General features: G+C 70.0%; 24 protein-coding genes. 10 read left to right on the forward strand and 14 right to left on the reverse strand.

The window, feature by feature from the left end:
- Positions 1-2: 2 nt before the first annotated feature.
- The 4 genes from AC07PU_RS39845 to AC07PU_RS39860 form a co-directional block, all read right to left on the reverse strand.
- Positions 3-803, reverse strand: coding sequence for an enoyl-CoA hydratase/isomerase family protein (locus tag AC07PU_RS39845; protein ID WP_495323365.1), 801 nt, complete (start codon positions 801-803; stop codon positions 3-5).
- A gap of 13 nt (positions 804-816) precedes the next feature.
- The gene (locus AC07PU_RS39850) at positions 817-2,424 is read right to left on the reverse strand and encodes a carboxyl transferase domain-containing protein (RefSeq protein ID WP_057590701.1); all 1,608 of its coding nucleotides are present in this window, start codon (positions 2,422-2,424) and stop codon (positions 817-819) included.
- Between the two features lie 41 nt (positions 2,425-2,465).
- Positions 2,466-4,139 carry an AMP-binding protein gene (locus tag AC07PU_RS39855; RefSeq protein WP_495323366.1) on the reverse strand — a complete coding sequence of 558 codons (1,674 nt, stop codon included), beginning with the start codon at positions 4,137-4,139 and terminating at the stop codon, positions 2,466-2,468.
- 61 nt (positions 4,140-4,200) lie between these two features.
- Positions 4,201-5,373, reverse strand: a complete 1,173-nt coding sequence (locus tag AC07PU_RS39860; protein WP_057590699.1) for an isovaleryl-CoA dehydrogenase — start codon at positions 5,371-5,373, stop codon at positions 4,201-4,203.
- A gap of 141 nt (positions 5,374-5,514) precedes the next feature.
- Between AC07PU_RS39860 and AC07PU_RS39865 the strand changes: the two genes are divergently transcribed.
- Positions 5,515-6,585, forward strand: coding sequence for an AraC family transcriptional regulator (locus tag AC07PU_RS39865; RefSeq protein ID WP_495323367.1), 1,071 nt, complete (start codon positions 5,515-5,517; stop codon positions 6,583-6,585).
- Entirely contained in the window at positions 6,582-7,124 is a 543-nt protein-coding gene (locus AC07PU_RS39870) for a zinc metalloprotease (protein WP_495323368.1), read from the forward strand. The genes AC07PU_RS39865 and AC07PU_RS39870 overlap by 4 nt, the downstream gene beginning before the upstream one ends.
- Positions 7,125-7,133: 9 nt before the next feature.
- Here AC07PU_RS39870 and AC07PU_RS39875 read toward each other — a convergent pair whose 3' ends face one another.
- The 4 genes from AC07PU_RS39875 to AC07PU_RS39890 all read right to left on the reverse strand — a co-directional run bounded on the left by AC07PU_RS39875 (position 7,134) and on the right by AC07PU_RS39890 (position 11,249).
- Positions 7,134-8,105, reverse strand: coding sequence for a tripartite tricarboxylate transporter substrate-binding protein (locus tag AC07PU_RS39875; protein ID WP_495323369.1), 972 nt, complete (start codon positions 8,103-8,105; stop codon positions 7,134-7,136).
- 47 nt (positions 8,106-8,152) lie between these two features.
- Positions 8,153-9,223, reverse strand: coding sequence for a Rieske 2Fe-2S domain-containing protein (locus AC07PU_RS39880; RefSeq protein ID WP_495323383.1), 1,071 nt, complete (start codon positions 9,221-9,223; stop codon positions 8,153-8,155).
- A 145-nt stretch (positions 9,224-9,368) separates the two neighbouring features.
- Positions 9,369-10,205, reverse strand: a complete 837-nt coding sequence (locus AC07PU_RS39885; RefSeq protein ID WP_431510550.1) for a helix-turn-helix transcriptional regulator — start codon at positions 10,203-10,205, stop codon at positions 9,369-9,371.
- Between the two features lie 51 nt (positions 10,206-10,256).
- A complete protein-coding gene (locus tag AC07PU_RS39890; RefSeq protein WP_495323370.1) occupies positions 10,257-11,249 on the reverse strand; it encodes a D-2-hydroxyacid dehydrogenase family protein in 993 nt (330 codons plus the stop codon).
- 71 nt (positions 11,250-11,320) lie between these two features.
- Between AC07PU_RS39890 and AC07PU_RS39895 the strand changes: the two genes are divergently transcribed.
- Positions 11,321-12,238, forward strand: coding sequence for a LysR family transcriptional regulator (locus AC07PU_RS39895; protein ID WP_495323371.1), 918 nt, complete (start codon positions 11,321-11,323; stop codon positions 12,236-12,238).
- On the opposite strand, the gene AC07PU_RS39900 is transcribed toward AC07PU_RS39895, so the two are convergent.
- The 6 genes from AC07PU_RS39900 to AC07PU_RS39925 all read right to left on the reverse strand — a co-directional run bounded on the left by AC07PU_RS39900 (position 12,226) and on the right by AC07PU_RS39925 (position 17,887).
- The gene (locus tag AC07PU_RS39900) at positions 12,226-12,552 is read right to left on the reverse strand and encodes a thioredoxin family protein (protein ID WP_093348235.1); all 327 of its coding nucleotides are present in this window, start codon (positions 12,550-12,552) and stop codon (positions 12,226-12,228) included. The genes AC07PU_RS39895 and AC07PU_RS39900 overlap by 13 nt on opposite strands.
- 109 nt (positions 12,553-12,661) lie before the next feature.
- Entirely contained in the window at positions 12,662-13,351 is a 690-nt protein-coding gene (locus AC07PU_RS39905) for an HAD family hydrolase (protein ID WP_495323372.1), read from the reverse strand.
- A 340-nt stretch (positions 13,352-13,691) separates the two neighbouring features.
- Positions 13,692-14,468: an SDR family oxidoreductase gene (locus AC07PU_RS39910; protein WP_495323373.1), complete on the reverse strand. Its 777-nt coding sequence runs from the start codon at positions 14,466-14,468 to the stop codon at positions 13,692-13,694.
- A gap of 94 nt (positions 14,469-14,562) precedes the next feature.
- Positions 14,563-15,495: a pseudouridine synthase gene (locus AC07PU_RS39915; protein ID WP_495323374.1), complete on the reverse strand. Its 933-nt coding sequence runs from the start codon at positions 15,493-15,495 to the stop codon at positions 14,563-14,565.
- A complete protein-coding gene (locus AC07PU_RS39920) occupies positions 15,492-16,781 on the reverse strand; it encodes a leucine-rich repeat-containing protein kinase family protein (RefSeq protein ID WP_495323384.1) in 1,290 nt (429 codons plus the stop codon). The genes AC07PU_RS39915 and AC07PU_RS39920 overlap by 4 nt, the downstream gene beginning before the upstream one ends.
- A 44-nt stretch (positions 16,782-16,825) precedes the next feature.
- The gene (locus AC07PU_RS39925; protein ID WP_495323375.1) at positions 16,826-17,887 is read right to left on the reverse strand and encodes an MBL fold metallo-hydrolase; all 1,062 of its coding nucleotides are present in this window, start codon (positions 17,885-17,887) and stop codon (positions 16,826-16,828) included.
- A gap of 126 nt (positions 17,888-18,013) precedes the next feature.
- Here AC07PU_RS39925 and AC07PU_RS39930 point away from each other — a divergent pair, with 126 nt between their 5' ends.
- The 7 genes from AC07PU_RS39930 (at position 18,014) to AC07PU_RS39960 (ending at position 25,721) form a co-directional block, all read left to right on the forward strand.
- Complete coding sequence (locus AC07PU_RS39930) at positions 18,014-18,454, forward strand: MerR family transcriptional regulator (protein WP_208510941.1); 441 nt, start codon at positions 18,014-18,016, stop codon at positions 18,452-18,454.
- 63 nt (positions 18,455-18,517) lie between these two features.
- Positions 18,518-19,249: a carbonate dehydratase gene (gene can / locus AC07PU_RS39935; protein ID WP_296781223.1), complete on the forward strand. Its 732-nt coding sequence runs from the start codon at positions 18,518-18,520 to the stop codon at positions 19,247-19,249.
- 20 nt (positions 19,250-19,269) lie between these two features.
- Entirely contained in the window at positions 19,270-21,090 is a 1,821-nt protein-coding gene (aceK, locus tag AC07PU_RS39940) for a bifunctional isocitrate dehydrogenase kinase/phosphatase (protein ID WP_495323376.1), read from the forward strand.
- 55 nt (positions 21,091-21,145) lie between these two features.
- On the forward strand, positions 21,146-22,330 hold the full coding sequence (locus tag AC07PU_RS39945) for an acetyl-CoA C-acyltransferase (protein WP_495323377.1): 1,185 nt from the start codon (positions 21,146-21,148) through the stop codon (positions 22,328-22,330).
- 132 nt (positions 22,331-22,462) lie between these two features.
- Complete coding sequence (locus tag AC07PU_RS39950) at positions 22,463-23,710, forward strand: glutamate carboxypeptidase (protein ID WP_093348258.1); 1,248 nt, start codon at positions 22,463-22,465, stop codon at positions 23,708-23,710.
- Between the two features lie 36 nt (positions 23,711-23,746).
- Positions 23,747-24,874: an acyl-CoA dehydrogenase family protein gene (locus AC07PU_RS39955; protein WP_057596576.1), complete on the forward strand. Its 1,128-nt coding sequence runs from the start codon at positions 23,747-23,749 to the stop codon at positions 24,872-24,874.
- Between the two features lie 13 nt (positions 24,875-24,887).
- Complete coding sequence (locus AC07PU_RS39960; protein WP_495323378.1) at positions 24,888-25,721, forward strand: metallophosphoesterase; 834 nt, start codon at positions 24,888-24,890, stop codon at positions 25,719-25,721.
- Positions 25,722-25,867 lie beyond the last annotated feature (146 nt).

Genomic DNA, 25,867 nt, shown 5'->3' on the forward strand with positions numbered 1-25,867 from the left:
GGTCAGGACGACGCGCCCGCGAGCCAGGACGGCTTGCGCTTCTGCAGGAAGGCCTGCACGCCCTCGCGGCCCTCGTCGCTGGCGCGGATGTCGGCGATGCCCTCGACCGTCTTCGCGATCAGCGCGTCGTCGATCTCGCGGCCCGCCACGTCGGCCACCAGCTGCTTGCAGGCGCGCACGGCGGCCGGGCTCGCGCCGGTCAGCGCCTTCAGCAGCTCGTCGACCTTGGCATCGAGCGCATCGGCCGCCACCACCTCGTGCACGAAGCCGATGCGGTGCGCCTCGGCGGCGCCGAAGCGCTCGGCCGTGAGGAAGTAGCGCTGCGAGGCCCGCGTGCCCATGGCACGCAGCACGTAGGGGCTGATGGTGGCGGGCACCAGGCCGATCCTGACCTCGCTGAGGCAGTACCAGGCGCTGTCCACGCTCACGGCCATGTCGCAGGCCGCGACCAGCCCCATGCCGCCCGCGTAGACGTCGCCCTGCACGCGCGCGATGGTCGGCTTGGGGCACTCGGCGATGGTGCGCAGCATGGCGGCGAGCTTGCCGGCGTCGGCGATGTTCTCGTCGCGGCTGTAGTCGGCCATGCGGCGCATCCAGTTGAGGTTGGCGCCGGCGCAGAAGGCCGGGCCGTTGGCGCCCAGCACGATGGCCTTGACCTGCGGTGCCGCGCCGGCCTCGGTGAAGGCCCGCGTCAGCTCGGCGATGACCACGTCGTCGAAGGCGTTGCGTGCCTCGGGCTGGTCGAGCCAGATGCGCGCGACGGCACCGTCGATCGTGAGTTGCAGCTTGGTGAAGTCGCTCATGCCGCGTTCCTCCTCACATGCGGAAGATGCCGAACTTCGGCTCGGGGATCGGCGCGTTGCGCGCGGCCGCCAGGCCCAGCGCGAGCACGCGGCGCGTGTCGGCCGGATCGATGATGCCGTCGTCCCACAGCCGCGCGGTGGCGTAGTAGGGATGGCCCTGGTCCTCGTACTGCTGGCGGATCGGCGCCTTGAAGGCCTCTTCCTCGTCGGCGCTCCACTGGCCGCCCTTGGCCTCGATGCCGTCGCGCCGCACGGTCGCGAGCACGCTCGCGGCCTGCTCGCCGCCCATCACGCTGATGCGCGCGTTGGGCCACATCCAGAGGAAGCGCGGGCTGTAGGCCCGGCCGCACATGCCGTAGTTGCCGGCGCCGAAGCTGCCGCCGATGATGATGGTGAACTTCGGCACGTTGGCGGTGGCCACGGCCGTCACCATCTTGGCGCCATGGCGCGCGATGCCCTCGTTCTCGTACTTGCGGCCCACCATGAAGCCGGTGATGTTCTGCAGGAACACCAGCGGCGTCTTGCGCTGGCAGCACAGCTCGATGAAGTGCGCGCCCTTCTGCGCCGACTCGGAGAACAGGATGCCGTTGTTGGCGACGATGCCCACCGGCATGCCCTCGATCTCGGCGAAGCCGCAGACCAGGGTGGCGCCGAAGCGGGCCTTGAACTCGTGGAACTCGCTGCCGTCGACCACGCGCGCGATGATCTCGCGCACGTCGAAGGGCTTGCGCGTGTCGGTGGGGATCACGCCGTAGAGCTCCTCGCGCGGGAACGCGGGCTCGCGCACCGCGGCCTTCGCCGGGCCCTCGGCCGCCTTCGCGTTGAGGTTGGCCACCGCCGAGCGCGCCAGCGCCAGCGCATGCAGGTCGTTCTGCGCCAGGTGGTCGGCCACGCCCGACAGCCGCGTGTGCACGTCGCCGCCGCCCAGGTCCTCGGCCGTCACCACCTCGCCGGTGGCCGCCTTCACCAGCGGCGGGCCGCCCAGGAAGATGGTGCCCTGGTTCTTCACGATGATCGATTCGTCGCTCATCGCCGGCACGTAGGCGCCGCCCGCGGTGCACGAGCCCATGACCACGGCGATCTGGCCGATGCCCTGGGCGCTCATGTTGGCCTGGTTGTAGAAGATGCGGCCGAAGTGCTCGCGGTCGGGGAACACCTCGTCCTGGTTCGGCAGGTTGGCGCCGCCCGAGTCGACCAGGTAGATGCAGGGCAGCCGGTTCTGCTCGGCGATCTCCTGCGCGCGCAGGTGCTTCTTCACCGTCATCGGGTAGTAGGTGCCGCCCTTCACGGTGGCGTCGTTGCACACCACCATGCAGTCGACGCCGTTGACCCGGCCGATGCCCGCGATGATGCCGGCGCCGGGCGCGTCGCCCTTGTACATGCCGTGCGCGGCCAGCGGCGACAGCTCGAGGAAGGGCGTGCCCGGATCGAGCAGCTCGGCCACGCGCTCGCGCGGCAGCAGCTTGCCGCGCGCCGTGTGCTTGGCGCGCGCGGCCTCGCCGCCGCCTTGCGCAACCGCGGCGAACTGCGACTGCAGGTCGTCGACCAGCGCGCGCATGGCGGCGGCATTGGCCTGGAAGTCGGCCGAGCGGGCGTTGAGTTTGGTTTCGAGTTGGGTCATGGTGCAGTCAATGTCGGGAACGGGGCGCGCGGCCCCCGTGTTCAGGCGGTGCGCGCTTCGTCGAGGCCGAGCTCGGCCTTCATCTCGTCGCGGATCTTGAACTTCTGGATCTTGCCGGTCACGGTCATCGGGAAGGCCGGCACGAAGCGGATGTACTTCGGCACCTTGTAGTGCGCGATCTGGCCCTTGCAGAACTCGCGCACCTCTTCCTCGGTGACGCTCTGGCCGGGCTTGGCGATGATCCAGGCGCAGAGCTCCTCGCCGTACTTGCGGTCGGGCAGACCCACCACCTGCACGTCCTGCACCTTGGGATGGCGGTAGAGGAACTCCTCGATCTCGCGCGGATAGATGTTCTCGCCGCCGCGGATCACCATGTCCTTGATGCGGCCCACGATGTTGACGTAGCCCTCGGCGTCCATGGTCGCGAGGTCGCCGGTGTGCATCCAGTGCTCGGCATCGATGGCCTCGCGCGTCTTGGGCTCGTCGTCCCAGTAGCCGTGCATCACCGAGTAGCCGCGCGTGCAGAGCTCGCCCGATTGGCCCGGCGGCATGGTCCGCCCGGTCTCGGGGTCGACGATCTTCACCTCGAGGTGCGGCTGCACCGTGCCCACGGTCGACACGCGGCGGTCGAGCGGCGTGTCGGTGCTGCTCTGGCAGCTCACCGGGCTGGTCTCGGTCATGCCGTAGGCGATGGTGATCTGCTCGAGGTGCATCTCGCTGACCACGCGCTTCATCACCTCGATCGGGCACGGCGAGCCGGCCATGATGCCGGTGCGCAGGGTCGAGAGGTCGAACTCCCTGAAGCGCGGATGGTCGAGCTCGGCGATGAACATCGTGGGCACGCCATGCAGGCCGGTGCACTTTTCGGCCTGCACCGTCTCGAGCACGGTCAGCGGATCGAAGCCGTCGTTCGGATAGACGATGGCCGAGCCGTGCGTGAGGCAGGCCAGGTTGCCGAGCACCATGCCGAAGCAGTGGTAGAGCGGCACCGGGATGCACAGCCGGTCGTCCGGCCCGAGCTTCATGCACTCGCCGATGAAGAAGCCGTTGTTGAGGATGTTGCGGTGCGTCAGCGTCGCGCCCTTGGGAAAGCCCGTGGTGCCGCTGGTGAACTGGATGTTGATCGGGTCGGTGGCCTTCAGCGTCTTCTGCACCGCGGCCACCTTCGGGTCGGCCGCGTCGCCGCTGGCCAGCAGCGCCGAGAAGCGCCGCATGCCGGGCACCTCGGCGCCCTCGCCGGCCTTGTCGATCCAGAAGGTGTGGGCCAGCTGCGGCAGCCGCTTCGGGCCGAGCTCCTGCAGCATGCCGAGGTAGTCGCTGGTCTTGAACTGCGCCATCGTCACCAGCGCCTTGCAGCCGACCTTGTTGAGCGCGTACTCGAGCTCGGCGGTGCGGTAGGCGGGATTGATGTTGACGAGGATCAGGCCGACCTTGGCGGTGGCGATCTGCATCAGCACCCACGGCGCGTTGTTGTGCGACCAGATGCCCACGCGGTCGCCCGGCGCGAGCCCCAGCTTCAGCAGCGCGCTGGCGAGCCGGTCCGACTCGGCCTGCAGTTCGCGGTAGCTGAAGCGCAGGCCTTCGTGGCGGCTCACGAGCGCCTCGCGATCGGGTTGCCGCTCGACCATGTCGTCGAAGAAGTCGCCGATGGTCTGTTCGATGAGGGGGACGTCGGTGGCGCCCTTGCCGTAGCTCTCGGTCAGTGCTGCAGTCATGTTGATGTCCTTGTCTCCTTGCCTTGCCTCTTTCCCCTCTGGGGGAGGGAGAAAAACCGAACTAAGCGGTCTCTGCGAACAGCTCGCGCCCGATCAGCATGCGCCGGATCTCGCTGGTGCCGGCGCCGATCTCGTAGAGCTTGGCATCGCGCCACAGCCGCTCGACCGGGAATTCCTTGGTGTAGCCCACGCCGCCGAGCGCCTGGATCGCCTCGCCGGCCATCCAGGTGGCCTTCTCGGCCGAGTAGAGGATCGCGCCGGCCGCGTCCTTGCGGAAGGTGCGCGCATGGTCGTTGCGGTCGCAGGCCTTGCCCACGGCGTAGACGTAGGCGCGCGTGGCCTGCCAGGTCGAGTACATGTCGGCGATCTTGCCCTGCATGAGCTGGAACTCGCCGATGCTCTGGCCGAACTGCTTGCGCTCGTGGATGAAGGGCAGCACCGCATCCATGCAGGCCGCCATGATGCCCAGCGGGCCGCCCGAGAGCACGGCGCGCTCGTAGTCGAGGCCGCTCATCAGCACCTTCGCGCCCTGGCCCTCGCCGCCGAGCACGTTCTCCTCGGGCACCTCGCAGTTGTCGAAGAACAGCGGGAAGGTGTTGGAGCCGCGCATGCCGAGCTTGTCGAGCTTGGTGCCGGCCGAGAAGCCCTTGAAGCCCTTCTCGACGATGAAGGCGGTCATGCCGCGCGCGCCCATCTCGGGCTCGGTCTTGCCGTAGATCACCAGCGTGTCGGCGTCGCCGCCGTTGGTGATCCACATCTTGCCGCCGTTGAGCACGTAGTAGCCGTCCTTCTTCTCGGCCTTGAGCTTCATGCTCACCACGTCGGAGCCGGCATTGGGCTCGCTCATGGCCAGCGCGCCCACGTGCTCGCCGCTCACCAGCTTGGGCAGGTACTTCTTCTTCTGCGCCTCGCTGCCGTTGCGGTGGATCTGGTTCACGCACAGGTTCGAGTGCGCGCCGTACGACAGGCCGACCGAGGCCGAGGCGCGCGACACCTCTTCCATCGCCACAATGTGCGCGAGGTAGCCGAGCTCGGTGCCGCCGTACTCCTCCTTCACGGTCATGCCGTGCAGGCCGAGGTCGCCGAGCTTCTTCCAGAGGTCGTGCGGGAACAGGTTCTCGCGGTCGATGTCGGCGGCGCGGGGCGCGATTTCATTCGCGGCGAAGTCCTGGATCGCGCTGCGCAGCGAGTCGATGGTCTCGCCCAGGTCGAAGTTCAGGCCGGGATCGTGCATGGGTGTTGTCTCCTCTGAAGGGGGCCGGCGCGTGGGGCTGCCCGCGCCACGACGCGCTGGAAAGGCGCCAGCTTACGCCTCGTCGCGCCGCAATTGGCGCCACAATGGTTGCAATTTGCGCCACGCCGGCTCCGCCTCGCCATGTCCTCCCCCTCCTTCCTCCGCCCCGCCCGCGCGGTCACGCCGATGGCCTTCGTGCGAGCCATCGTCAAGGGCTACGAGCGCTACGGCCAGGACCCGTCCGAGGCGCTGAAGGCGGCACAGATCACGCCGCGCGAGCTCGCGCGGCCCGGCGCGCGCGTGACGGCGGCGCAGTTCGAGGCGCTGTCGGGCCACGCGATGCAGGAGCTCGACGACGAGGCGCTGGGCTGGTTCTCGCGCCGCCTGCCCTGGGGCAGCTACGGCATGCTGTGCCGCGCCTCGCTGACCTCGCCCGACCTCGGCGTGGCGATCAAGCGCTGGTGCCGCCACCACCGGCTGCTGACCGAGGACATCGGCCTCGCGCTCGAGGTGGCGGGCGGCGTGGCCACGCTGCGCATCGGCGAGAACCGGCCGCTCGATCCGGCCTTCCGCGAGTTCTGTCTCGTGACCAGCCTGCGCTTCATGCACGGCTACATGTGCTGGGCCATCGACTCGCGCATCTCGCTGCGGCAGGCCGGCTTTCCCTTTCCCGCGCCGGCGCACCGCGACGCCTACGCGGCGATGTTCACGCCCGAGGTGCGCTTCGACGCGGCGCGCGCGAGCATCGCCTTCGACGAGCGCTACCTCGCGCTGCCGCTGCAGCGCGACGAGCGCGCGCTGCGCACCATGCTCAAGCGCGCGCTGCCGCTCACGATCCTGCAGTACCGGCGCGACCGGCTGCTGGGCCAGCGCGTGCGCGAGCTGCTGCGCTCGCGCGCCGCCGAGACCACCACCGCCGAGGCGCTGGCCACGCTGCTCAACGTGTCGAGCCGCACCCTGCACCGCCAGCTGCAGGAGGAAGGCAGCTCGCTGCAGGCGCTCAAGAACGAGGTGCGGCACGAGCTCGCGGTCGACCTGCTGCGGCGCACCCACCGGCCGATCAAGCAGGTCGCGCTGGCGGCGGGCTTTCGCAACGAGAAGAGCTTCTCGCGCGCTTTTCTACAATGGACGGGACTCGCACCCAGGGACTTCCGCCAGCAGGCCGCCACGCCAGCGCCCGGGACGCCACGCACCCGAGACCTCCCTCCATGAACGGTTACGCGCGGATTCGCAAGCTCCGGGTCTTCGGCGCCCGGGTCTACATCCACTGGTCCGCCCTCCTGGTCGGGGCCGGCCTGTTCCTTTTGTGCATCCGCACGCCGCTGCTCGCGGTCATCACCATCGTCTCCTACTTCGGCATCATCTTCCTGCACGAGGCCGGCCACGCGGGCTTCGCCCGCCGCATGGGCTACCGGCCGTTCGCGATCTACCTCGGCGTGATCCACGGCGTGTGCGACTACGAGGAGCCCTACAGCCACAAGGACGAGGCCATCGTGGCCTGGGGCGGCGTCGCGGCCCAGATGATGGTGGCGCTGCCGCTGATCGCGCTGGCCGCCGCCACGCCGCTGGCGAGCGTGCGCGGGCTCGGGCCGGTGGTCGCCTTCCTCGGCTACTTCAACCTCGTGTTCGCGCTGCTCAACCTGGTGCCGGTGGCGCCGCTCGACGGCGCCAAGGCCTGGGCGCTGATCCCGATCGCGCTGGCCGAGCGGCGCCACAAGGCGCAGGCCGCGCGCCGCTCCGGCAAGCGCTGAACCCGGCGCTCACTGCGCCTCGATGCTGAGTTCGCGCATGCGCCGCGTGATGACGTCGAACTCGGCGCGGTAGGCGCTGGCGAACTGCTCGGGCGTGCTGTTCATGATCTCGAAGCCGCGGGCCACGAACTGCTGGCCGACCTCGGGCGCGCCCACCACCTCGCGCACCTCCTTCGCGAGCCGTTCCACGATGGGCTTCGGCGTGGCCGCGGGCGCCAGCAGGCCGATCCAGACGTTGCTGTCGTACAGCGGGTCGTCGAAGCCCAGCTCGTGCATCGTCGGCACCTGCGGCAAGGTGCTCGAGCGCTGGCGCCCGAGCACGGCCAGCGGCACGATCTTGCCGCCCGGCACGTGCTGCATCGCGCTCGCCACCGACGACAGGCCGATGTCGACCGTGCCCGACAGCAGGTCGGTGACCACCAGCCCCTCGCCGCGCTGCGGCACGTGCACCATGCCGCCGCCCAGGCCGCGGTTGAGGCTCTCGCCGGCCAGGTGGCCGAGGCCGCCGATGCCCCACGAGGCATAGCTGAGCTTGGCGCCGCCGGAGCCGGCCTTGGCCTTGAGGTCGGCGAGGCTGCGCAGGCCCGAGCCCGGATGGGTCGAGATCAGCGCCGGGCTGCGCACGATCTGCGTGATCGGCGCGAAGTCCTTGCGCGGGTCGTAGGCCAGCGTGCGGTAGAGCGCGGTGTTGTTGATCTGCGAGTCGGTGATCGTCATCAGCAGCGTGTAGCCGTCGGCCTTGGCGCGCGCCACCTCGGCGGCGCCGATGGCACCGGCCGCGCCCGCCTTGTTGTCGACCACCACCGGCTGGCCCAGCGCCTTCGACAGGCGCTCGCCGACGGTGCGCGCCACGTAGTCGGTGGCGCCGCCGGCCGGATAGGGCACGACGATGCGGATCGGCCGCGACGGGTAGGCCTCCTGGGCGGCGGCGGGAACGGCGAAGGCCAGCGCGGCGCAGGCGATCGAAAGCAGCTTGAGCATGGGTCTTGTCTCCTCGTGGGTTCTTGTGGGTTCCGGTGCGCAGCGTTTCAGCAGCTCGCGGCGCGCTCGGGCTGCGCGTGCGGCGGCGGCACCTCGCTCCGCCGCTCGTCCTCGAGCGCCTGCGCCACCAGCCGGCGGAACTGCACCAGCGCCGAATCCATGGCCAGCGGCAGCATCGGCAGCAAGGGCGCGTGCTCGATGTTGCGGGCCTGCGCGGTGATCATGTCGCGGTCCTCGTTGAAGGCCACGATCAGGCTGTCGTAGAGCGTGCGCGTGAGCTGCTCGCCGCCGAGCGAGGGCCGGTGCGCCTGCTGGAAGAAGTAGTGGGTGCTGGTCTCGGTCTCGGGCGTCAGGGTCTGGCAGCTGTGCAGCTCGACGGCATGGCGCATGTCGCCTTCGGCGTCCTCCACGGGACGCCCACCCGACTGCATCAGCAGCGTGCCCGGCAGCACGAAGTCGTAGACGAACCAGCGGTCGAAGCGCGCCTCGGGCGCGAAGGGCCGCGCGCCGGCCCAGTGCGCGGGCGGCGGCACGTTCGCCACCCGGCGCGTCACGCGCAGGCCGCGTTCGATCTTCTCGATCTCGGGCCGCGCCTGCGCGATCGCGGTCGAGCCGCCGAGCGTCTTCTCGTGCACGTAGCTCAGGTGCGAAAAGTCCAGCAGGTTGTCGCAGATCAGCAGGTAGGGCGTGTCGTAGTGCAGGTAGCCCGGGATGTGGCGCCACTCGGGGTGGTCGCACGAGAAGTTGTCGGGCAGCAGCGCCGTGTCGGCGCGCTCGGCCTCGCCCATCCACACGAAGACCCAGCGATTGCGCACCGCCACCGGATAGCTGCGCACCCGTGCGCGCGGCGGCACCGTCGCCATGCCCGGCACCTCGACGCAGAGGCCGCGCGCATCGAACTTGAGCCCGTGGTAGCCGCAGCGCACGCAGTCGCCCTCGCGCCGGCCCTTGGACAGCGGCGCGTGGCGATGGCAGCAGCGGTCCTCGAGCGCCACCACCTCGCCCTGCGCGGTGCGGTACAGCAGCAGCGGCTCGCCGATCACGGTGCGGTTGAACAGGCCCTCGGCGGGAATCTCGTGGTCCCAGGCGACCACGTACCAGCAGTTGCGGATGAACATGCGCGTTCTCGTCTCCATCGTGTGCGGCGGGATCGTGTGCCCGCCGCTGCCGCGATCGTGGGGCGAACGGCCGGGCGGCGCGTCCCCCGCGAAGGGGACGGCGAAGACGACGAGAGCGACGGGGACGGCGGTCGGCGAGGGAGGGTCAGGCCGCGAGCCGCACCAGCGCGGCGCGGTCGTGGATGCCGAGCTTGAGGTAGGCGCGCTTGCGCAGCGTGACCACGCTCGAGGGCGCGATGTCGAGGTCGGCCGCGATGCCGTCGGCCGTGAGCCCGCAGGCGATGCGCGCCGCCACGTCGAGCTCGCGCGCGCTCAGCGCGACCGCCAGCGCCGCGATGCGCGCGCGGGCCAGCGCGATGCGGGTGTCCATGTCGGGCCCGACCCCGCCCGCGCCCACCAGGTTGCGGTGCACCTGCCGCAGCAGCGGCGACACCGCGAGCACGCGCTCGATCTCCTGCGGCGCGAAGCGGCCCATGGCCTCGCTGCGGTAGAGGTTGATCGAGAACGCCGTGCGCGGCGCCGGCATGTAGAGCAGCGCCAGCCGCTCCGAGAGATGCTCGCGCTCGTAGATCTGCTGGCGCCAGCCGGCATCGGGGATGTCGGGCGAGCGCATGTGGAGCACCGTCATCGCGGCCGACTCGCGGGTCTGCACGCGCATCTGCCGCGCGATGCGCGTGGCGTCGTCGAAGCGGTAGAAGTGGCGCCGGTACTGCGCGAAGCAGTCGCGCGTGACATTGGGCGTGGCCGCGTGGAACGAGTGCCCCTCGATCTGCGCCGGTGCCTCGTCGCCATGCGACACCAGCGAGATGAACTCCACCGGCAGCAGCGCATTGAGGAAATGCAGCATCGCGCGCGCCGGCGCCGCGTCGCGCGGCGCATCGAGCAGCAGCGAGACCGCGCGCAGGTCGAGCACGGCCGACGACGGCCGGCCGAGGGCGGCATCGGAGACCTGCCAGGTGGATTGCGGCGGCGTCGGCTGCATGCCGGAATTGTGGCGGCCGGCGGCGCGGCGCGGAATGCCTGGCGCTCGGGATTAACCCGCGCCGGGCTTCAGGCGGCCGAGCACCTCGGGATTGACGACATTGCTCGGCTGCCCGCGCGCGAAGGCCACGATCTGGTCGAACACGTCGGAGAACTGCAGCTCGTACTCCTCGCGCGTCACATAGCCGATGTGCGGCGTGCAGACCAGGTTCGGCAACCGCAGCAGCGGATCGGCGGGATCGACCAGCGGCTCGGTCTCGTAGACGTCGACCGCGCCCATGCCGGGCCGGCCGGCCTGCAGCGCGGCCACCAGCGCACCGGGCTCGATCAGGCCGGCGCGGCTGGTGTTCACGAGGACCGCATCGGGCTTCATGCGCGCGAGGTCCTCGCGCCGCACGATGCCGCGCGTGGCCGGCACCAGCCGCATGTGGAGCGAGATCGCATCGCAGTCGCCGAAGAAACGCTCTCGGTCCGGCGCGCATTCGCGGCCGTCCGCGCGCGCCCGGGCCATCGACTCGGGCCGCGCCCACACGCGCACCTTCATGCCGAAGGCCTCGGCGTAGCCCGCCACCGCCTGCCCGATGCGGCCGTAGCCGTAGATCCCGAGCGTCTTGCCGCGCAGCGTGCTGCCCACGCCGGTCTGCCAGCCGCCGCGCTGCAGCGACGCCATCTGCTGCGGAATCCGTCGCACCGCGCACAGCAGCAGCGCCCATGTGAGCTCGGCCGCGGCGTAGGAAGGCGTGCCCGCATGCTGGTCCGACGACAGCACGATGCCCAGCCGCGTGCAGGCCTCGACGTCGATGTGCGGATAGACGCTGCGCTGGCTGATCAGCCGCAGCCGCGGCAGCCGCTCGAGCACCGGCGCGCGCAGCGCGGTGCGCTCGCGGATCAGCACCACGGCATCGGCCTGCGACAGCCGCTGCACCAGCGCGTCGGGCTCGTCCACGTGGTCGTTCCACACCGTCACCTCGTGCCCGTCGAGCTTGGCGAAGCAGGGCAGCGTGCGCAGCGTATCGAAGTAGTCGTCCAGCACCGTGATGTTCATGGCGGCGGATTCTGTGCCCGCAACCCGGCTGCGTAAAATGAATTTATCTGGACCATTGCTGCAATCGCCTCATGAAAGTGGACATGCTCGGCCTGCAGGCATTCCTCGCCGTGGCGGAGCACGGCAGCTTCCATGCCGGCGCCGATTCGCTGCACATCACTTCAACCGCGCTGACGCGCCGGCTGCAGAACCTCGAGGCGGTGCTCGGCGTGCAACTGGTGGAACGCACCACGCGCTCGCTGGCGCTCACGGTGATCGGCCAGAACTTCCTGCCGCAGGCGCGGCGGCTGCTCGCCGACATCTCCTCGGCCATGCTCGGCATCCGCGAGGCCGGCCAGGCCTCGCGCGGCAACGTGACCCTGGCCTGCGTGCCGACGGTCGGCGTGCAGTTCCTGCCCGCGGTGATCCAGGCCTACAGCGCCCTGTTCCCCGGCAACCGCATCAAGATCCTCGATCACTCGTCGGCCGGCGTGGCCGGCTCGATCCTGCAGCGCGAGGCCGAGTTCGGCATCAGCATCGCCGAGTCCTACGAGCCCGAGCTGGAGCGCATCCCGTTGCTGGAGGACCGCTTCGTGCTCGCCTGCCGCGACGACCATCCGCTGGCGCGCCGCCGCAGCATCGCCTGGTCGCAGCTCGAGGGCCACGCGCTGATCGTGCCGGGCCCGGGCAGCAGCAACCGCCCGCTGCTCGACGCGGCGCTGGCGCCGAGCGGACTGAACCTGCCCTTCGTCTACGAGGTGCAGCGCAGCTCGACCGCCGTCGGACTGGTGGCGCAGGGCGTGGGCGCCGCCGTGGTGCCGAAGCTGGCGGTGCAGGACGGCACCTACCCGCGCATCGCGTTGATCGCGCTCGCGCAGCCCACGGTGCGGCGCAGCTTCGCGCTGCTGTCGCGCAAGGGCGCGGTGCTGTCGCCCGCCGCGCAGGCGCTCTACCGACTGATCCTGTCGATGGCGAAGCCGGCGCGCGGCCGGCGCGCTCAGGCGGGCTGAGCGATCTTCGCGAGCGCCTCGGCGATCGAGGCGCTGTCGGTGGGCCGCACCAGCTTGGCCACTTCGCGGCCGTCGCGCATGAACACCAGCGTGGGCCACAGCTTCACGCCGAACGAGCGGCCCAGCGGACGCCCGCTGCCGTCCTCGACCTTGATGTGGCGCAGCCCCGGATGCTGCGCGAAGGCGGCGGCGATGTCCGGCTGCGCGGCCTTGCAGACGCCGCACCAGTTGGTGCCGAACTCGACCACCGCGGGGCCTTGCAGGGCGTCGATCTCGCTGCGTTCGGGCTGTTCGGTCTTGTACTCGGAGGTCATGCGCGGGGGCTCCTGGTGGGCATTGGATGGTGTGCAGCCGCCGCCGGCGGCCGGTCGTGATTCGATTCGAACAGAAAGCCGGCAGCCCTGCCGCCGGTGGGTGTTCGCTTCAGCCGATGGGCCGGTGCGCCGCGAGCAGTGCCGGCAGTTCGGCCATGTCGCCGAACACCTGCACCGCGCCGACGCTGCGCAGCGCCTCGGGCCCGCTGTGGCCCGACTCGCCCGTGCTGTAGCCGAACACCGTCGCGCCCGCCGCCACGCCCGCCATCGCGCCCGTGACCGTGTCCTCGACCACCGCGCAGCGCTTCGGATCCACGCCCAGCGCCGCCGCCGCCGCGAAGTACACGTCGGGCGCCGGCTTGGAGCGCGGCATCTCGTGGCCGCTGAAGATCCGCCCCGCGAAGCAGTCGAGGATGCCGACCTTCTCGAGCTGCAGCTCGACCTTGAAGCGATCCGCGCCCGAGGCGCAGGCGATGCGCCCGTCGAGCTGCTCGAACAGCGCGCGCACCGCGGCGGGCGCGTTCGGAATCGCCGTCAGGTCCCGCTCGAGCGCCTCGTTGCGGCGCTCGCGAAAGCCGTGCAGCCATTCGGACGTGATGCGAAAGCCGGTCTTCGACTCGATCAGGTCGGCTTCGTCCTTCACCGCCTTGCCGGTGAAGATGCGCATCGATTCGTCGGTGGTGAGAGGCCAGCCCAGTTCGCCGAGCATCTCGGCAAGCACGCGGTTGGTGATGGGTTCGGAGTCGACGAGGACACCGTCGCAGTCAAAGAGAACCGCGGCGAAAGGAAAAGAGGACATGGGACAGATGGTACCGGCCGAGCAAAGCGAAGGCCCGTCCAGTCCCCAAAGGCCGAGCGAAGCGATGGCCCGCCCCACCCCCCTCTGGCTGTGCCGAGGAGCGCAGGGGAAAGCGGGATCAGGGCCGCAGCTGTCTGAGCGGAGCGCAGCGCAGCGAGTTCTGCGGACCCCCGCTTTCCCCGAGCACCGCAGGTTGCCCGTAGCGAAGCGAAGGGACACAGACAGCGGGGTCGCCTTCTCTTTGGTTACTTTCTCTTGGCGAGACAAGAGAAAGTGACTCGCCCGCCGGGGCGAGACCCGGCCAACGACCTGCCCAGAGCCAGCAGCCTCCGCAAAAAAATCACCGCGCGTGCGTCACCCCCCCATCCACCACCAACGTAGACCCCATCACATAGTCCCCCGCATTCGAAGCCAGAAAGATCGCCGCCCCCGCCATGTCCTCGGGCTTCCCGATCCGCCCCGCCGGAATCCGCCCCTTGATCTCATCCCCATGGTCCCGGGCATCCTTGTTCATGCTCGACGCAAAGGCCCCCGGCGCAATCGCGCTCACCACGATCCCGTCCTGCGCCAGCCGCAGCGCCATACGCCGCGTGAGCTGGATCAGCCCCGCCTTGCTCGCCGCATACGAGTAGGTCTCCTGCGGGTTCACCGAGATCCCGTCGATCGAGGCGATGTTGATCACCTTCGCGAGGTGGTCGCCCCCCGCGGCCGCCTTCTTCAGCAGCGGCGTCAACGCCTGCGTCAGGAAGAACGGCGTCTTGAGGTTCAGGTCGACCACCTTGTCCCACCCGCTCTCCGGAAATTCCGCATAGGGCGCCCCCCAGGCGGCACCGGCGTTGTTGACCAGGATGTCCAGCGAGGACTCGTGCTTCGCGAACGCGGCGACCAGCGCCTGCGCCCCCTCGAGCGTCGACACGTCGGCCGGCAGCGACACGCAATGCCCGAAGGCCGACAGCTCCTTGGCGGTCTGGTCGCAGGCCTCGGCCTTGCGCGCCGAGATGTAGACCCGCGCGCCCTGCGCGAGATAGCCCTCGGCGATCATGCGGCCGATGCCGCGCGAACCGCCGGTGATGAGGGCGGTGCGGCCCTGGAGCGAGAAGAGTCGGGTGGTGTCCATGTGCGGCGTCTCCTGGTGTGCCTGGGCCGCCCGATGGAAGAAAGGCAAGGGCAGCCGGAGGCCGCAGCTTAGTGCCGGCGCCGCGCCGCGGGCGTCACCTTGGCGCCAGCAGCAGGCGCAGCTGGCTGTCGAAGCGGCGCGGCTCGCCGGTCACCGGATCGGTGAAGGCGATGGAGCGCGCCAGCAGCTGCAGCGGCCGGTCGAAGTCGTCGGTGTCTACCGGCGTCAGCACCGGATAGAAGGGGTCGTTCACGATCGGCATGCCCAGCGCCATGCAATGCACGCGCAGCTGGTGCCGCCGGCCCGTGACCGGCGAGAGCGCGAGATGCGCGAGGCCGTCGAAGACCTTCAGCACCGCGATGCCGGTCTCGGAGTTCGGTTCGCCGGGCGCCTCCTTCACCTGCATGAAGTGCGCGTCGTCGACCAGCCGGCTGCGGTAGACCGACGGCAGCGCGGCCGCGGCGGCAGCGCCGCCCGGTAGCGGCACGATCGCCTCGTAGTCCTTGTGCACCGTGCGCTGCGCGAACATGGTCTGGTAGGCGCCGCGCGTCTCGGGCCGCAGCGAGAACAGCAGCAGGCCCGCGGTGCTGCGGTCGATGCGGTGCAGCGGCGACAGCGCCTCGATGCCGAGCTTGCGCTTGAGCCGCACCAGCAGGCTCTGGTGCAGGTACTTGCCGGTGGGCGTGACGGGCACGAAGTGCGGCTTGTCGACCACCAGCAGGTGTTCGTCGCGGTACAGCACCTGCTCCTCGAACGGGATCGCCGGCTCGGTGTCGAGCGCGCGGTAGTAGAAGACGCGCAGCGGCGCCTGGTAGCGGCGCTCGGACGTGACGGGCACGCCGTGCTCGTCGACCACCTCGCCGTCGCGGATGCGCCGCATCCAGGCTTCGGGCGCGATCGCGGTGAAGCGCGCGATCAGGAAATCGGCGATGGTGGGCCAGTGGTCCTCGGTCGGCAGGCCGACGCAGCTCGCGCTCACGCCGTCGCGCATCGGCAGCGGCGGATGGGCGAGGCGGCCTCGGCTCATGCGAGGGCCTCTTCGAGCAGTGCAGCCGAGGGCCGTGCGGCTACGTCGGGCTGCAGGCAGCGATCGCGCAGCGCCGTCATCGCGGGAAGCGGTTCATCGCAGCGCGCGACCAGTTCCTCGAGCAGGCAGCCGAAGGCGCGCACCTCCAGTTGCCGCGCGCGTGCCGCGGCGTCGGCGGGCAGCGCATCGGCGAACCAGGCGGCGCCGAAGTCGCCCAGGCGCGCGCCCTGCTCGGGATGCCAGAGGATGTTGTGCGCATAGAGATCGCCATGCACCAGGCCGCGCGCATGCAGGTGCCGCATCGCCGCCGCGATGTCGCGCGCGATGCGCAGCGCGGTGGCGGCGGACCAGCGGGCCTGCTCGGCATAGACGTCGCGCGTGCACGAGGCCAGGCTCGGCGGCCCCGCGAGCGTGCGGAACGACGCCGGCACGCGCGCCATCACCAGGCCCTGCGTGCCCTCGGGATGGCCGTCGATGCGGCCCTGCGCGCCGATCAGGGTGGCATGGGCGCCGGCCGCGATGCTGGCCGCGAGTTCGCTGCGCGGCCAGCCGTCGCTGGTGACGGCCCCCTTGAACAGCTTGACCGCGACCGGCTCCCGCTCGTTCAGCAACGCCTCGTGGATCACGCCCGAGGCACCTTCGCCGAGCTGTGCGCCCAGCCGCAGCGCGCGCCAGTCGATGCGCGGCACCGCGGGCGCGAGCGCCGCGGCCTCCTCGTCGCGCGCGTCGAAGGCATTGCCCGCGGCGGCCAGCCACGACAGGCGCGGCATCGACCACAGCCAGCCGGGCGGCGTGGCGAAACGGTTGGCGGAGATGCGCAGCAGTTCGAGCCGCGTGCAGCCGGCCAATGTTTCGGGCAGCGCGCTCAGGCGGTTGCCCGCGAGCATCAGCTTCTGCATGCGCGCGCAGTCGCCCAGCGTGTCGGGCAGGCTCTCGATCGCGTTGTCGGTCAGGATCAGCCAGCGCAGCGAGGGCGCGAGCGACGCGGCCGGCACCTCGGCGATGCGGTTGGCCTTGAAGCCGACGATGTCGAGGCTCGCGCAGTCGCCGATCGATTCGGGCAGCCGCGTGAAGCGGTTATCGGAGCAGAACAGCACGCGCAGGCGGTGCAGCCGGCCCAGGTCGTCGGGCAGGCGGTCGAGCGCATTGCCCGTGAGGTTCAGCACCTCGAGCGTGTCGGCCAGCTCGAAAATCTCGCGCGGGAATTCCTCGAGGCCGCAGCCCAGGTCGAGCCGCGTGGCGCCGGCCAGCCGGCCCGCGCGCAGATCGGCCAGCGTGTGCGACATGTTCATGCCCGCGAGTCTATGCGCGGCCGTCCGCCGCGCCGGCTTCAGCGCAGGGCGCCGAAGCGGTAGATGCCGTCCGCGCCCAGCTCACGCTTCACCTGCCCCGAATACCAGAGCAGGTGCAGGTGCGCCACGGTCTCGCCCATCGCGAAGGTCATCTGGTGCAGGTCGAGTTCGCGCTTGAACAGGATCGGCAGCCCCTCGAAGGCGGTGATCGGCCGCGCCAGCGCGACCTCGAGCAGCTCGGCCAGGCGGTCGCGGTGGTGCTCCTGCAGCTGCTCGACGCGGCGGTGGATGCCGGTGAAGGGCTTGCCGTGCGCGGGCAGGCCGAGGGTGTCGGCGGGCAGCGACTTGAAGCGCTCGATGCTGTCGAGGAACAGCCGCAGCGCATTCGCCTCGGGCTCGCCCGCGTACACGCTCACGTTGGTCGAGATGCGCGGCAGCATCATGTCGCCGCCCAGCAGCAGCTTGAGGTCGTCGCAGTACAGCGCGATGTGCTCGGGCGCGTGACCATAGCCGCTGATGCAGCGCCAGGCATGGCCGCCGATGTCGATGCTGTCGCCGTCGAGCATGCGCACGAAACTCTCGGGCACCGAGGGCACCATGTTGGCGTAGTAGTTGGTGCGGCCGCGGATCTTGTCGAGCGCCTCGGGGTTGGCCAGGCCGTGCGCGCTGAAGAAGCGCGCGGCATGCTCGCCGCCCGCCAGCGTGTCGCCGCTGCTGCAGAGCACGCGCGCCACGTGGTAGTCGGTGGAGCTGATCCACAGCGGCACGTTCCAGCGCTTGCACAGCCAGTCGGCCAGGCCGATGTGGTCGGGGTGCATGTGGGTGACGATCACGCGCACGATCGGCAGGCCCTGCAGCTGGGTCTCGAACACCTGCTCCCACTGGGCTCGCGCCTCGTCGCGCGAGATGCAGCAGTCGACCACGGTCCAGCCCTCGACGCCGCGGTAGTTGTCGCGCAGCAGCCAGAGGTTGATGTGGTCGAGCGCGAACGGCAGCCGCATGCGGATCCAGCGCACGCCGGGCGCCACTTCGAGGGCCTCGCCGGGCGCGGGCAGGGTGTCGCCGAGGGGGTAGTGGAGTTCGCGTTCGAGCAGATTCATGTAGGATTGACGTTTACGTAAACGTCATGGGTTGAGGGCACCATTGTAGAGAGCGCGGCGCAAATGTGCTGTCGCCCCCGCAACGCCCCCTTTCCGGCGCCTCCCGTGTTCCCTGAACCAGCCCTCATGCCAGCGCAAACCTTCACCATCAGCCAGCTCGCGAAGGAATTCGACCTGACGACGCGGGCGATCCGCTTCTACGAGGACATGGGGCTGCTCACGCCCGAGCGCGCGGGCCTGCAGCGCATCTACAGCGCGCGCGACCGGGCCCGGCTCACGCTCACGCTGCGCGCCAAGCGCCTGGGCCTGAGCCTGACCGAGGCCAAGGACATCCTCGACATGTACGACAGCCCGCGCGACACGGTGCCGCAACTCGAGCGCTTCCTCAGCATCCTGGGCGCCCACCGCGCGCAGCTCGAGGGCCAGCTCGCCGAGCTGCAGGCCAATATCGCGGAAGTGCGTGCTCACGAAAAGAAGGGCCAGACGGCGCTGGCGCGCGCGCAAAAGGCCGAAACCGCCGGCAAGCCCAAGGCCAGGCCACCGCGACCGGCCCGAACCACCGCCTGAGAGAGCCCCCGGCGCCGGGCGCCGCCGCACCGAATCCCCCTCCACCTCACCGACAATCCCCGCATGTCCGAATCCCTCGACGACCTCTTCGCCCACAACCGCGCCTGGTCCGCGCAGATGGAACGCGACCGGCCTGGTTTCTTCACCAGCCTGGTCAAGCAGCAGACGCCGCGCTACATGTGGATCGGCTGTTCCGACAGCCGCGTGCCGGCCAACCAGATCACCGGCCTCGAGCCCGGCGAGGTGTTCGTGCACCGCAACGTGGCCAACATCGTGGTGCACTCCGACCTCAACGCGCTGTCGGCGATCCAGTTCGCGGTCGAGCACCTGAAGGTCGAGCACATCATGGTGGTGGGCCACTACGGCTGCGCGGGCGTGAAGGCCGCGCTCAACGGCACCCGCATCGGCCTGGCCGACAACTGGATCCGCCACATCCAGGACGTGCGCGACCGCCACCACGTGATGCTCGACAGCTTCTCGGAAGAAGTGCGCGCCGACGCGCTGTGCGAACTCAACGTCGCCGAGCAGGTGGTCAACGTGGCCGTCAGCACGGTGATGGTCGACGCCTGGAGCCGCGGCCAGAAGGTCACGATCCACGGCTGGACCTTCGGCGTGCACGACGGCCTGCTGCAGGACCTGGGCATGAGCGTGGAAGGCGACAAGTCGCTCGAATCGCTCTACAGGGCCGCGGTGCAGCGCGTGCGCCACAAGTACAGCCGCCCCGGCGAACTGGTGACCAAACTCACGGGCAAGCCCGCCGCGGCACCCGCGCCCGCCACCCCCGCGGCCGACTGAGACCGCGCCCGCTTCGGTCCATGTTCCCGCAGCGCCTCGACTCCCCGCTGGCCTACGACATCGCGAAGGCGATGATGGACGGCTTCAACCGGCACTACACGCTGTTCCGGGCCGAGTCGTCGCGCGCCAAGCACCGCTTCGAGACCGCCGACTGGCACGGCCAGCAGCGCGCGCAGCGCGAGCGCATCGAGTTCTACGACCTGCGCGTGAGCGAGGCGGTGGCGCGGCTCGAGAAGGAGTTCAAGGCCGGCGAGCAGCCGATGGACGTCTGGCACCAGGTCAAGCTGCACTACATCGGCCTGCTGGTCGACCACCACCAGCCCGAGCTGGCCGAGAGCTTCTTCAACTCGGTCACCACCAAGATCCTGCACCGCGCGTACTTCCAGAACGACTTCATCTTCGTGCGCCCGGCGATCAGCACCGAGTACATCGAGCCGCGCGGCATGCCCACCTACCGCGCCTACTACCCGGCGCACGCCACGCTGGCCGACAGCATCGAGCAGATGCTCGACGACTTCGCGCTGCTCGGCAGCTGGGCCCACAAGCGGCGCGATGCCGAGCGCGTGGCGAGCGCGATGCAGGGGCGCTTCCACCAGGTCAAGCTGCGCGCCAACTTCCAGCTGCAGGTGCTCTCGGGGCTGTTCTACCGCAACAAGGGCGCCTACGTGGTCGGCAAGATCATGAACGGCTTCGTCGAGCTGGCGTTCGCGCTGCCGATCCTGCACGACGGCCAGGGCCGCTTCCACGTCGACGCGGTGCTGTTCGGCGAGGACGACCTGCAGATGCTGTTCAGCTTCGCGCGCGCCTACTTCATGGTCGACATGGAGGTGCCCTCGGCCTGCGTGCAGTTCCTGCGCTCGCTGATGCCGCGCAAGCCGCGCGCCGAGATCTACAACGCGCTCGGCCTCGCCAAGCAGGGCAAGACGCTGTTCTACCGCGACTTCCTCTCGCACCTCAACTACTCGAGCGACCGCTTCCGCATCGCGCCCGGCATCAAGGGCATGGTGATGCTGGTGTTCGACCTGCCCTCGTTCCCGTTCGTGTTCAAGGTCATCAAGGACTTCTATCCGCCGCCGAAGGACACCACGCGCGAGCAGATCAAGGGCAAGTACATGCTCGTGAAGCAGCACGACCGCGTGGGCCGCATGGCCGACACGCTCGAGTACAGCGACGTGGGTTTTCCGCTCGACCGCTTCGAGCCCGCGCTGATCGAGGAGATCCGGAAGTTCGCGCCCAGCCAGCTCGAGATCGGCGATCGCGACGGCAACGGGGAGATGGAGCTGGTGCTCAAGCACGTCTACATCGAGCGCCGGATGATCCCGCTGAACATCTACCTGCAGGAGGCCTTCGACATGCTCGCGCATCCCGAGAGCCCGGCGCAGGCCAGGCGCGCCAGGGAGCAGCTCGAGCAGGCGGTGATCGAGTACGGCAACGCGATCAAGGACATGGTGGCGGCCAACATCTTCCCGGGCGACATGCTGTGGAAGAACTTCGGCGTCACGCGCGGCGGCAAGGTCGTGTTCTACGACTACGACGAGATCGAATACATCACCGACTGCCAGTTCCGCAAGGTGCCCGCGCCGCGCAACGAGGAAGAGGAGATGAGCGGCGAGGTCTGGTATTCGGTCGGCCCGAAGGACGTGTTCCCCGAGACCTTCGAGCCCTTCCTGCTGGGCAACAAGGACGTGCGCGAAGCCTTCATGGCGCACCACGCCGACCTGCTCGACGCCGCTTTCTGGCAACACCACAAGGAACGCATCCAGGCCGGCCAGATGCTGGACGTGTTCCCGTACGAAGAGTCGCAACGCTTCCACGACGAGGAGCAGGCGGCGCATTCCTGACGGGCCTTCGCATCCGCGGACCCGCATTCTTTTTCCAGCACCAAGGAGCACTCACATGTCCGAATCCATCGTCATCGTCGGCGCCGCCCGCACCCCCATGGGCAGCTTCCAGGGCGACTTCTCCTCCCTCGCGGCGCACGACCTCGGCGGCGCCGCGATCAAGGCCGCCGTCGAGCGTGCCGGCATCGCGCCCGACAGCGTGGGCGAGGTGCTGTTCGGCAACTGCCTGATGGCGGGCCAGGGCCAGGCGCCCGCGCGCCAGGCGGCCTACAAGGGCGGCCTGCCCGACAGCGCCGGCGCGGTCACGCTCAGCAAGATGTGCGGCTCGGCCATGAAGGCCGCGATGCTCGCGCACGACCTGCTGCTGGCCGGCACGCACGACGTGATGGTGGCGGGCGGCATGGAGAGCATGACCAACGCGCCTTACCTGATGCTCAAGGGCCGCGGCGGCTACCGCATGGGCCACGACCGCATCTTCGACCACATGATGCTCGACGGCCTCGAGGACGCCTACCAGCCGGGCCGCTCGATGGGCACCTTCGGCGAGGACTGCGCGGCCAAGTACAAGTTCACGCGCGAACAGCAGGACGCCTTCGCCATCGCCAGCGTCGAGCGCGCCAAGAAGGCCACCGACACGGGCCTGTTCAAGGACGAGATCGTGCCGGTCACGGTCAAGGGCCGCGGCGGCGACACGCTGATCGCCATCGACGAAGGCCCGGGCAAGGTCAAGCTCGACAAGATCCCGACGCTCAAGCCCGCGTTCAAGAAGGAGAACGGCACCATCACCGCCGCCTCGAGCTCGTCGATCAACGACGGCGCCGCCGCGCTGGTCATGATGACCGAGTCGCATGCGAAGAAGATCGGCGCCAAGCCGATCGCGCGCATCGTCGGCCATGCCACGCACGCGCAGCAGCCCGAGTGGTTCTCGACCGCGCCGGTGGGCGCCGTGGCCAAGCTGTTCAAGAAGACCGGCTGGAGCGTCAAGGACGTGGACCTCTGGGAGGTCAACGAGGCCTTCGCGGTGGTGCCGATGGCGCTGATGCACGAGCTCGACGTGTCGCACGACCGCGTCAACATCCACGGCGGCGCCTGCGCGCTGGGCCACCCGATCGGCGCCAGCGGCGCGCGCATCATGGTCACGCTGATCCATGCGCTGAAGGCGCAAGGCAAGAAGCGCGGCGTGGCCACGTTGTGCATCGGCGGCGGCGAAGGCACCGCCGTGGCGCTCGAACTGCTGTAAAAGGTACGGCGCCCGTCCGCCGGCCCGAACCGCCCGCCGCCTTCCGCCCTTCCCAAAGGCGCGGCCGGCCGGCGGCGGCTGCCGGCGGTCTTTCCCAGTTTCCGAACGAATCGCAGAAAAGCAGGAGGTCCCATGCGTCCCTTTCATTCACGCAACGTCATCGCCGCCGTGCTCGCGGGCGCCCTGCTCGCGCCGGCCGCCTGGGCGCAGAAGCGCGACAACGTGCTGTTCCAGGCCGCCACCGACGAGCAGCCCGCCGTCATCAAGACGCTGGAGAAGCTGGTCAACATCGAGACCGGCACCGGCGACGCCGAGGGCATCGCCGCGGCGGGCAACTTCCTCGAGGGCGAGCTGAAGAACCTGGGCTTCACCGTCACGCGCAGCAAGTCGGCCGGCCTGGTGGTGGGCGACAACATCGTCGGCAAGCTCAAGGGCCGCGGCGGCAAGAACCTGCTGCTGATGTCGCACATGGACACCGTCTACCTCAAGGGCACCCTCGCCAAGGCGCCGTTCCGCATCGAGGGCGACAAGGCCTACGGCCCGGGCATCGCCGACGACAAGGGCGGCAATGCCGTGATCCTGCACACGCTCAAGCTGCTCAAGGACTACGGCGTGCGCGACTACGGCACCATCACCGTGCTGTTCAACACCGACGAGGAGAAAGGCTCCTTCGGCTCGCGCGACCTGATCCAGGAAGAGGCCAAGCTGGCCGACTACGTGCTCTCGTTCGAGCCCACGGGCGCCGGCGACGAGAAGCTCTCGCTCGGCACCTCGGGCATCGCCTACGTGCAGGTCAACATCACGGGCAAGGCCTCGCACGCGGGCGCCGCGCCCGACCTCGGCGTGAACGCGCTGGTCGAGGCCTCCGACCTGGTGCTGCGCACCATGAGCATCGACGACAAGTCGAAGAACCTGCGCTTCAACTGGACCATCGCCAAGGCCGGCAACGTCTCGAACATCATCCCGGCCAGCGCCACGCTCAACGCCGACGTGCGCTATGCGCGCAACGAGGACTTCGATGCCGCGATGAAGACGCTCGAGGAGCGCGCGCAGCAGAAGAAGCTGCCCGATGCCGACGTGAAGGTGATCGTCACGCGCGGCCGCCCGGCCTTCAATGCCGGCGAGGGCGGCAGGAAGCTGGTCGACAAGGCGGTGGGCTACTACAAGGAAGCCGGCGGCACGCTGGGCGTGGAAGAGCGCACCGGCGGCGGCACCGACGCGGCCTACGCGGCGCTGTCGGGCAAGCCCGTGATCGAGAGCCTGGGCCTGCCGGGCTTCGGCTACCACAGCGACAAGGCCGAGTACGTGGACATCAGCGCGATCCCGCGCCGCCTGTACATGGCCGCGCGCCTGATCATGGACCTGGGTTCGGGCAAGTAACGACGACGCGACGAGAACGACACAAGGAGACACGCCATGCTGCTGAGCACCGACCAGGAAGCCATCCGCGACGCCGTGCGCGATTTCGCGCAGGCCGAACTCTGGCCCCATGCGCCGAAGTGGGACCGCGAGCACAGCTTTCCGAAGGAAGTGCACCAGGGCCTCGCGGCGCTCGGTGCCTACGGCATCTGCGTGCCCGAGGAGCACGGCGGCGCCGGCCTCGACTACCTCACGCTCGCGCTGGTGCTCGAGGAGATCGCGGCCGGCGACGGCGGCACCAGCACCGCGATCAGCGTGACCAACTGCCCCGTCAACGCGATCCTGATGCGCTACGGCAATGCGCAGCAGAAGAAGCAGTGGCTCGAGCCGCTCGCGCAGGGGCGGATGCTCGGCGCCTTCTGCCTGACCGAGCCGCAGGCCGGCAGCGACGCCTCGAGCCTGCGCACCACCGCGCGCAAGGACGCCGACGGCTATGTGATCGACGGCGTGAAGCAGTTCATCACCAGCGGCAAGAACGGCCAGGTGGCGATCGTGATCGCGGTCACCGACAAGGCCGCGGGCAAGCGCGGCATGAGCGCCTTCATCGTGCCGACCGACGCGCCGGGCTACCAGGTGGCGCGGCTCGAGGACAAGCTCGGCCAGCACAGCAGCGACACCGCGCAGATCAACTTCGACGGCTGCCGCATCCCGGCGGAGAACCTGATCGGCGCCGAGGGCGAGGGCTACAAGATCGCGCTCGGTGCGCTCGAAGGCGGCCGCATCGGCATCGCGGCGCAGAGCGTGGGCATGGCGCGCAGCGCCTTCGACGTGGCCGTGGCCTATGCCAAGGAACGCCAGGCCTTCGGCGGGTCCATCTTCGACCAGCAGGCCGTGGGCTTCCGGCTCGCCGACTGCGCGACGCAGCTCGAGGCCGCACGCCAGCTGATCTGGCATGCCGCGAGCCTGCGCGACGCGGGCCGGCCCTGCCTGAAGGAGGCCGCGATGGCCAAGCTGTTCGCGAGCGAGATGGCCGAGCGCGTGTGCAGCGCCGCGATCCAGACCCTGGGCGGCTACGGCTACGTGAACGACTTCCCGCTCGAGCGCATCTACCGCGACGTGCGCGTGTGCCAGATCTACGAAGGCACCTCGGACATCCAGAAGCTGCTGATCCAGCGGGCACTGTGAGCCGGCTGCGCTGATGCGCCGCCCCGGATGGCGCGCCTTCGCGGCGCTCGCGCTGGCCGCGCTCGGCCTCTGGAGCGTCGCGATCGAGCCGCGCTGGGTCGCGGCGCGCACCGAGACGCTGGACAGCGCCGCCTGGGGCGCGCAGCCGCGGCTGCGCATCGCGGTCGCGAGCGACTGGCACATCACCGAACGCAGCCTCTGGCGCGTGACCGACGTGGAGCGCGCGCGCCGCATCGTCGACGCCATCAATGCCGCGCAGCCCGACCTGGTGCTGCTGCCCGGCGACTTCCTGGCCGGCCACGGCGGCGACGAGCCGCTGCCGATCGAGACCATGGCCGAGGTGCTCGGGCGGCTGAAGGCGCCGCTGGGCGTGTACGCGGTGCTCGGCAACCACGACTGGTGGCACGACGGCGCGCGCATCACGCACGCACTGTCGGCGCAGGGCATCGTGGTGCTCGAGAACGATGCCGTGCCGCTGCCCGGGCGCGAGCTCTGGGTGGTGGGCATCGGCGACCACTCCACCGGTCATTCGCGGCCCGATCGCGCCTTGTCGCGCGTGCCGGCCGGCGCTCCCACGCTGGTGCTGATGCACGACCCCGCGAGCCTGGCCGGGATGCCGCGCCTCGCCGCGCCCGCGCCGGTGCTCACCGTGGCCGGCCACACCCATGGCGGCCAGGTCTGGGTGCCGGGCTACGGCGCGCCGATCGTGCCCGGTGCGGCGCCGCGCACCTGGTCCTATGGCTGGATCGAGAACCGCGGCCGGCGCATGTACGTGACCAGCGGCCTGGGCGTGAGCATCCTGCCGGTGCGCCTCAACATGCGGCCCGAGTGGGTGCTGTTCGAGTAGGGGCCACCGATCGCGCAGCCGCGCCTTGTCATCGGTTTCGACGACAGACAGCCGCCGCGCGGCGGCGCACGATGGCGGCCTTCCGTTCGTTCATCGAGGCCGCCGCCATGACCCGTTCTTCTTCCGCCCCCTTGCGCCGCCCGGCG

The organism is Variovorax sp. GW821-FHT10D07, assembly GCF_059415325.1.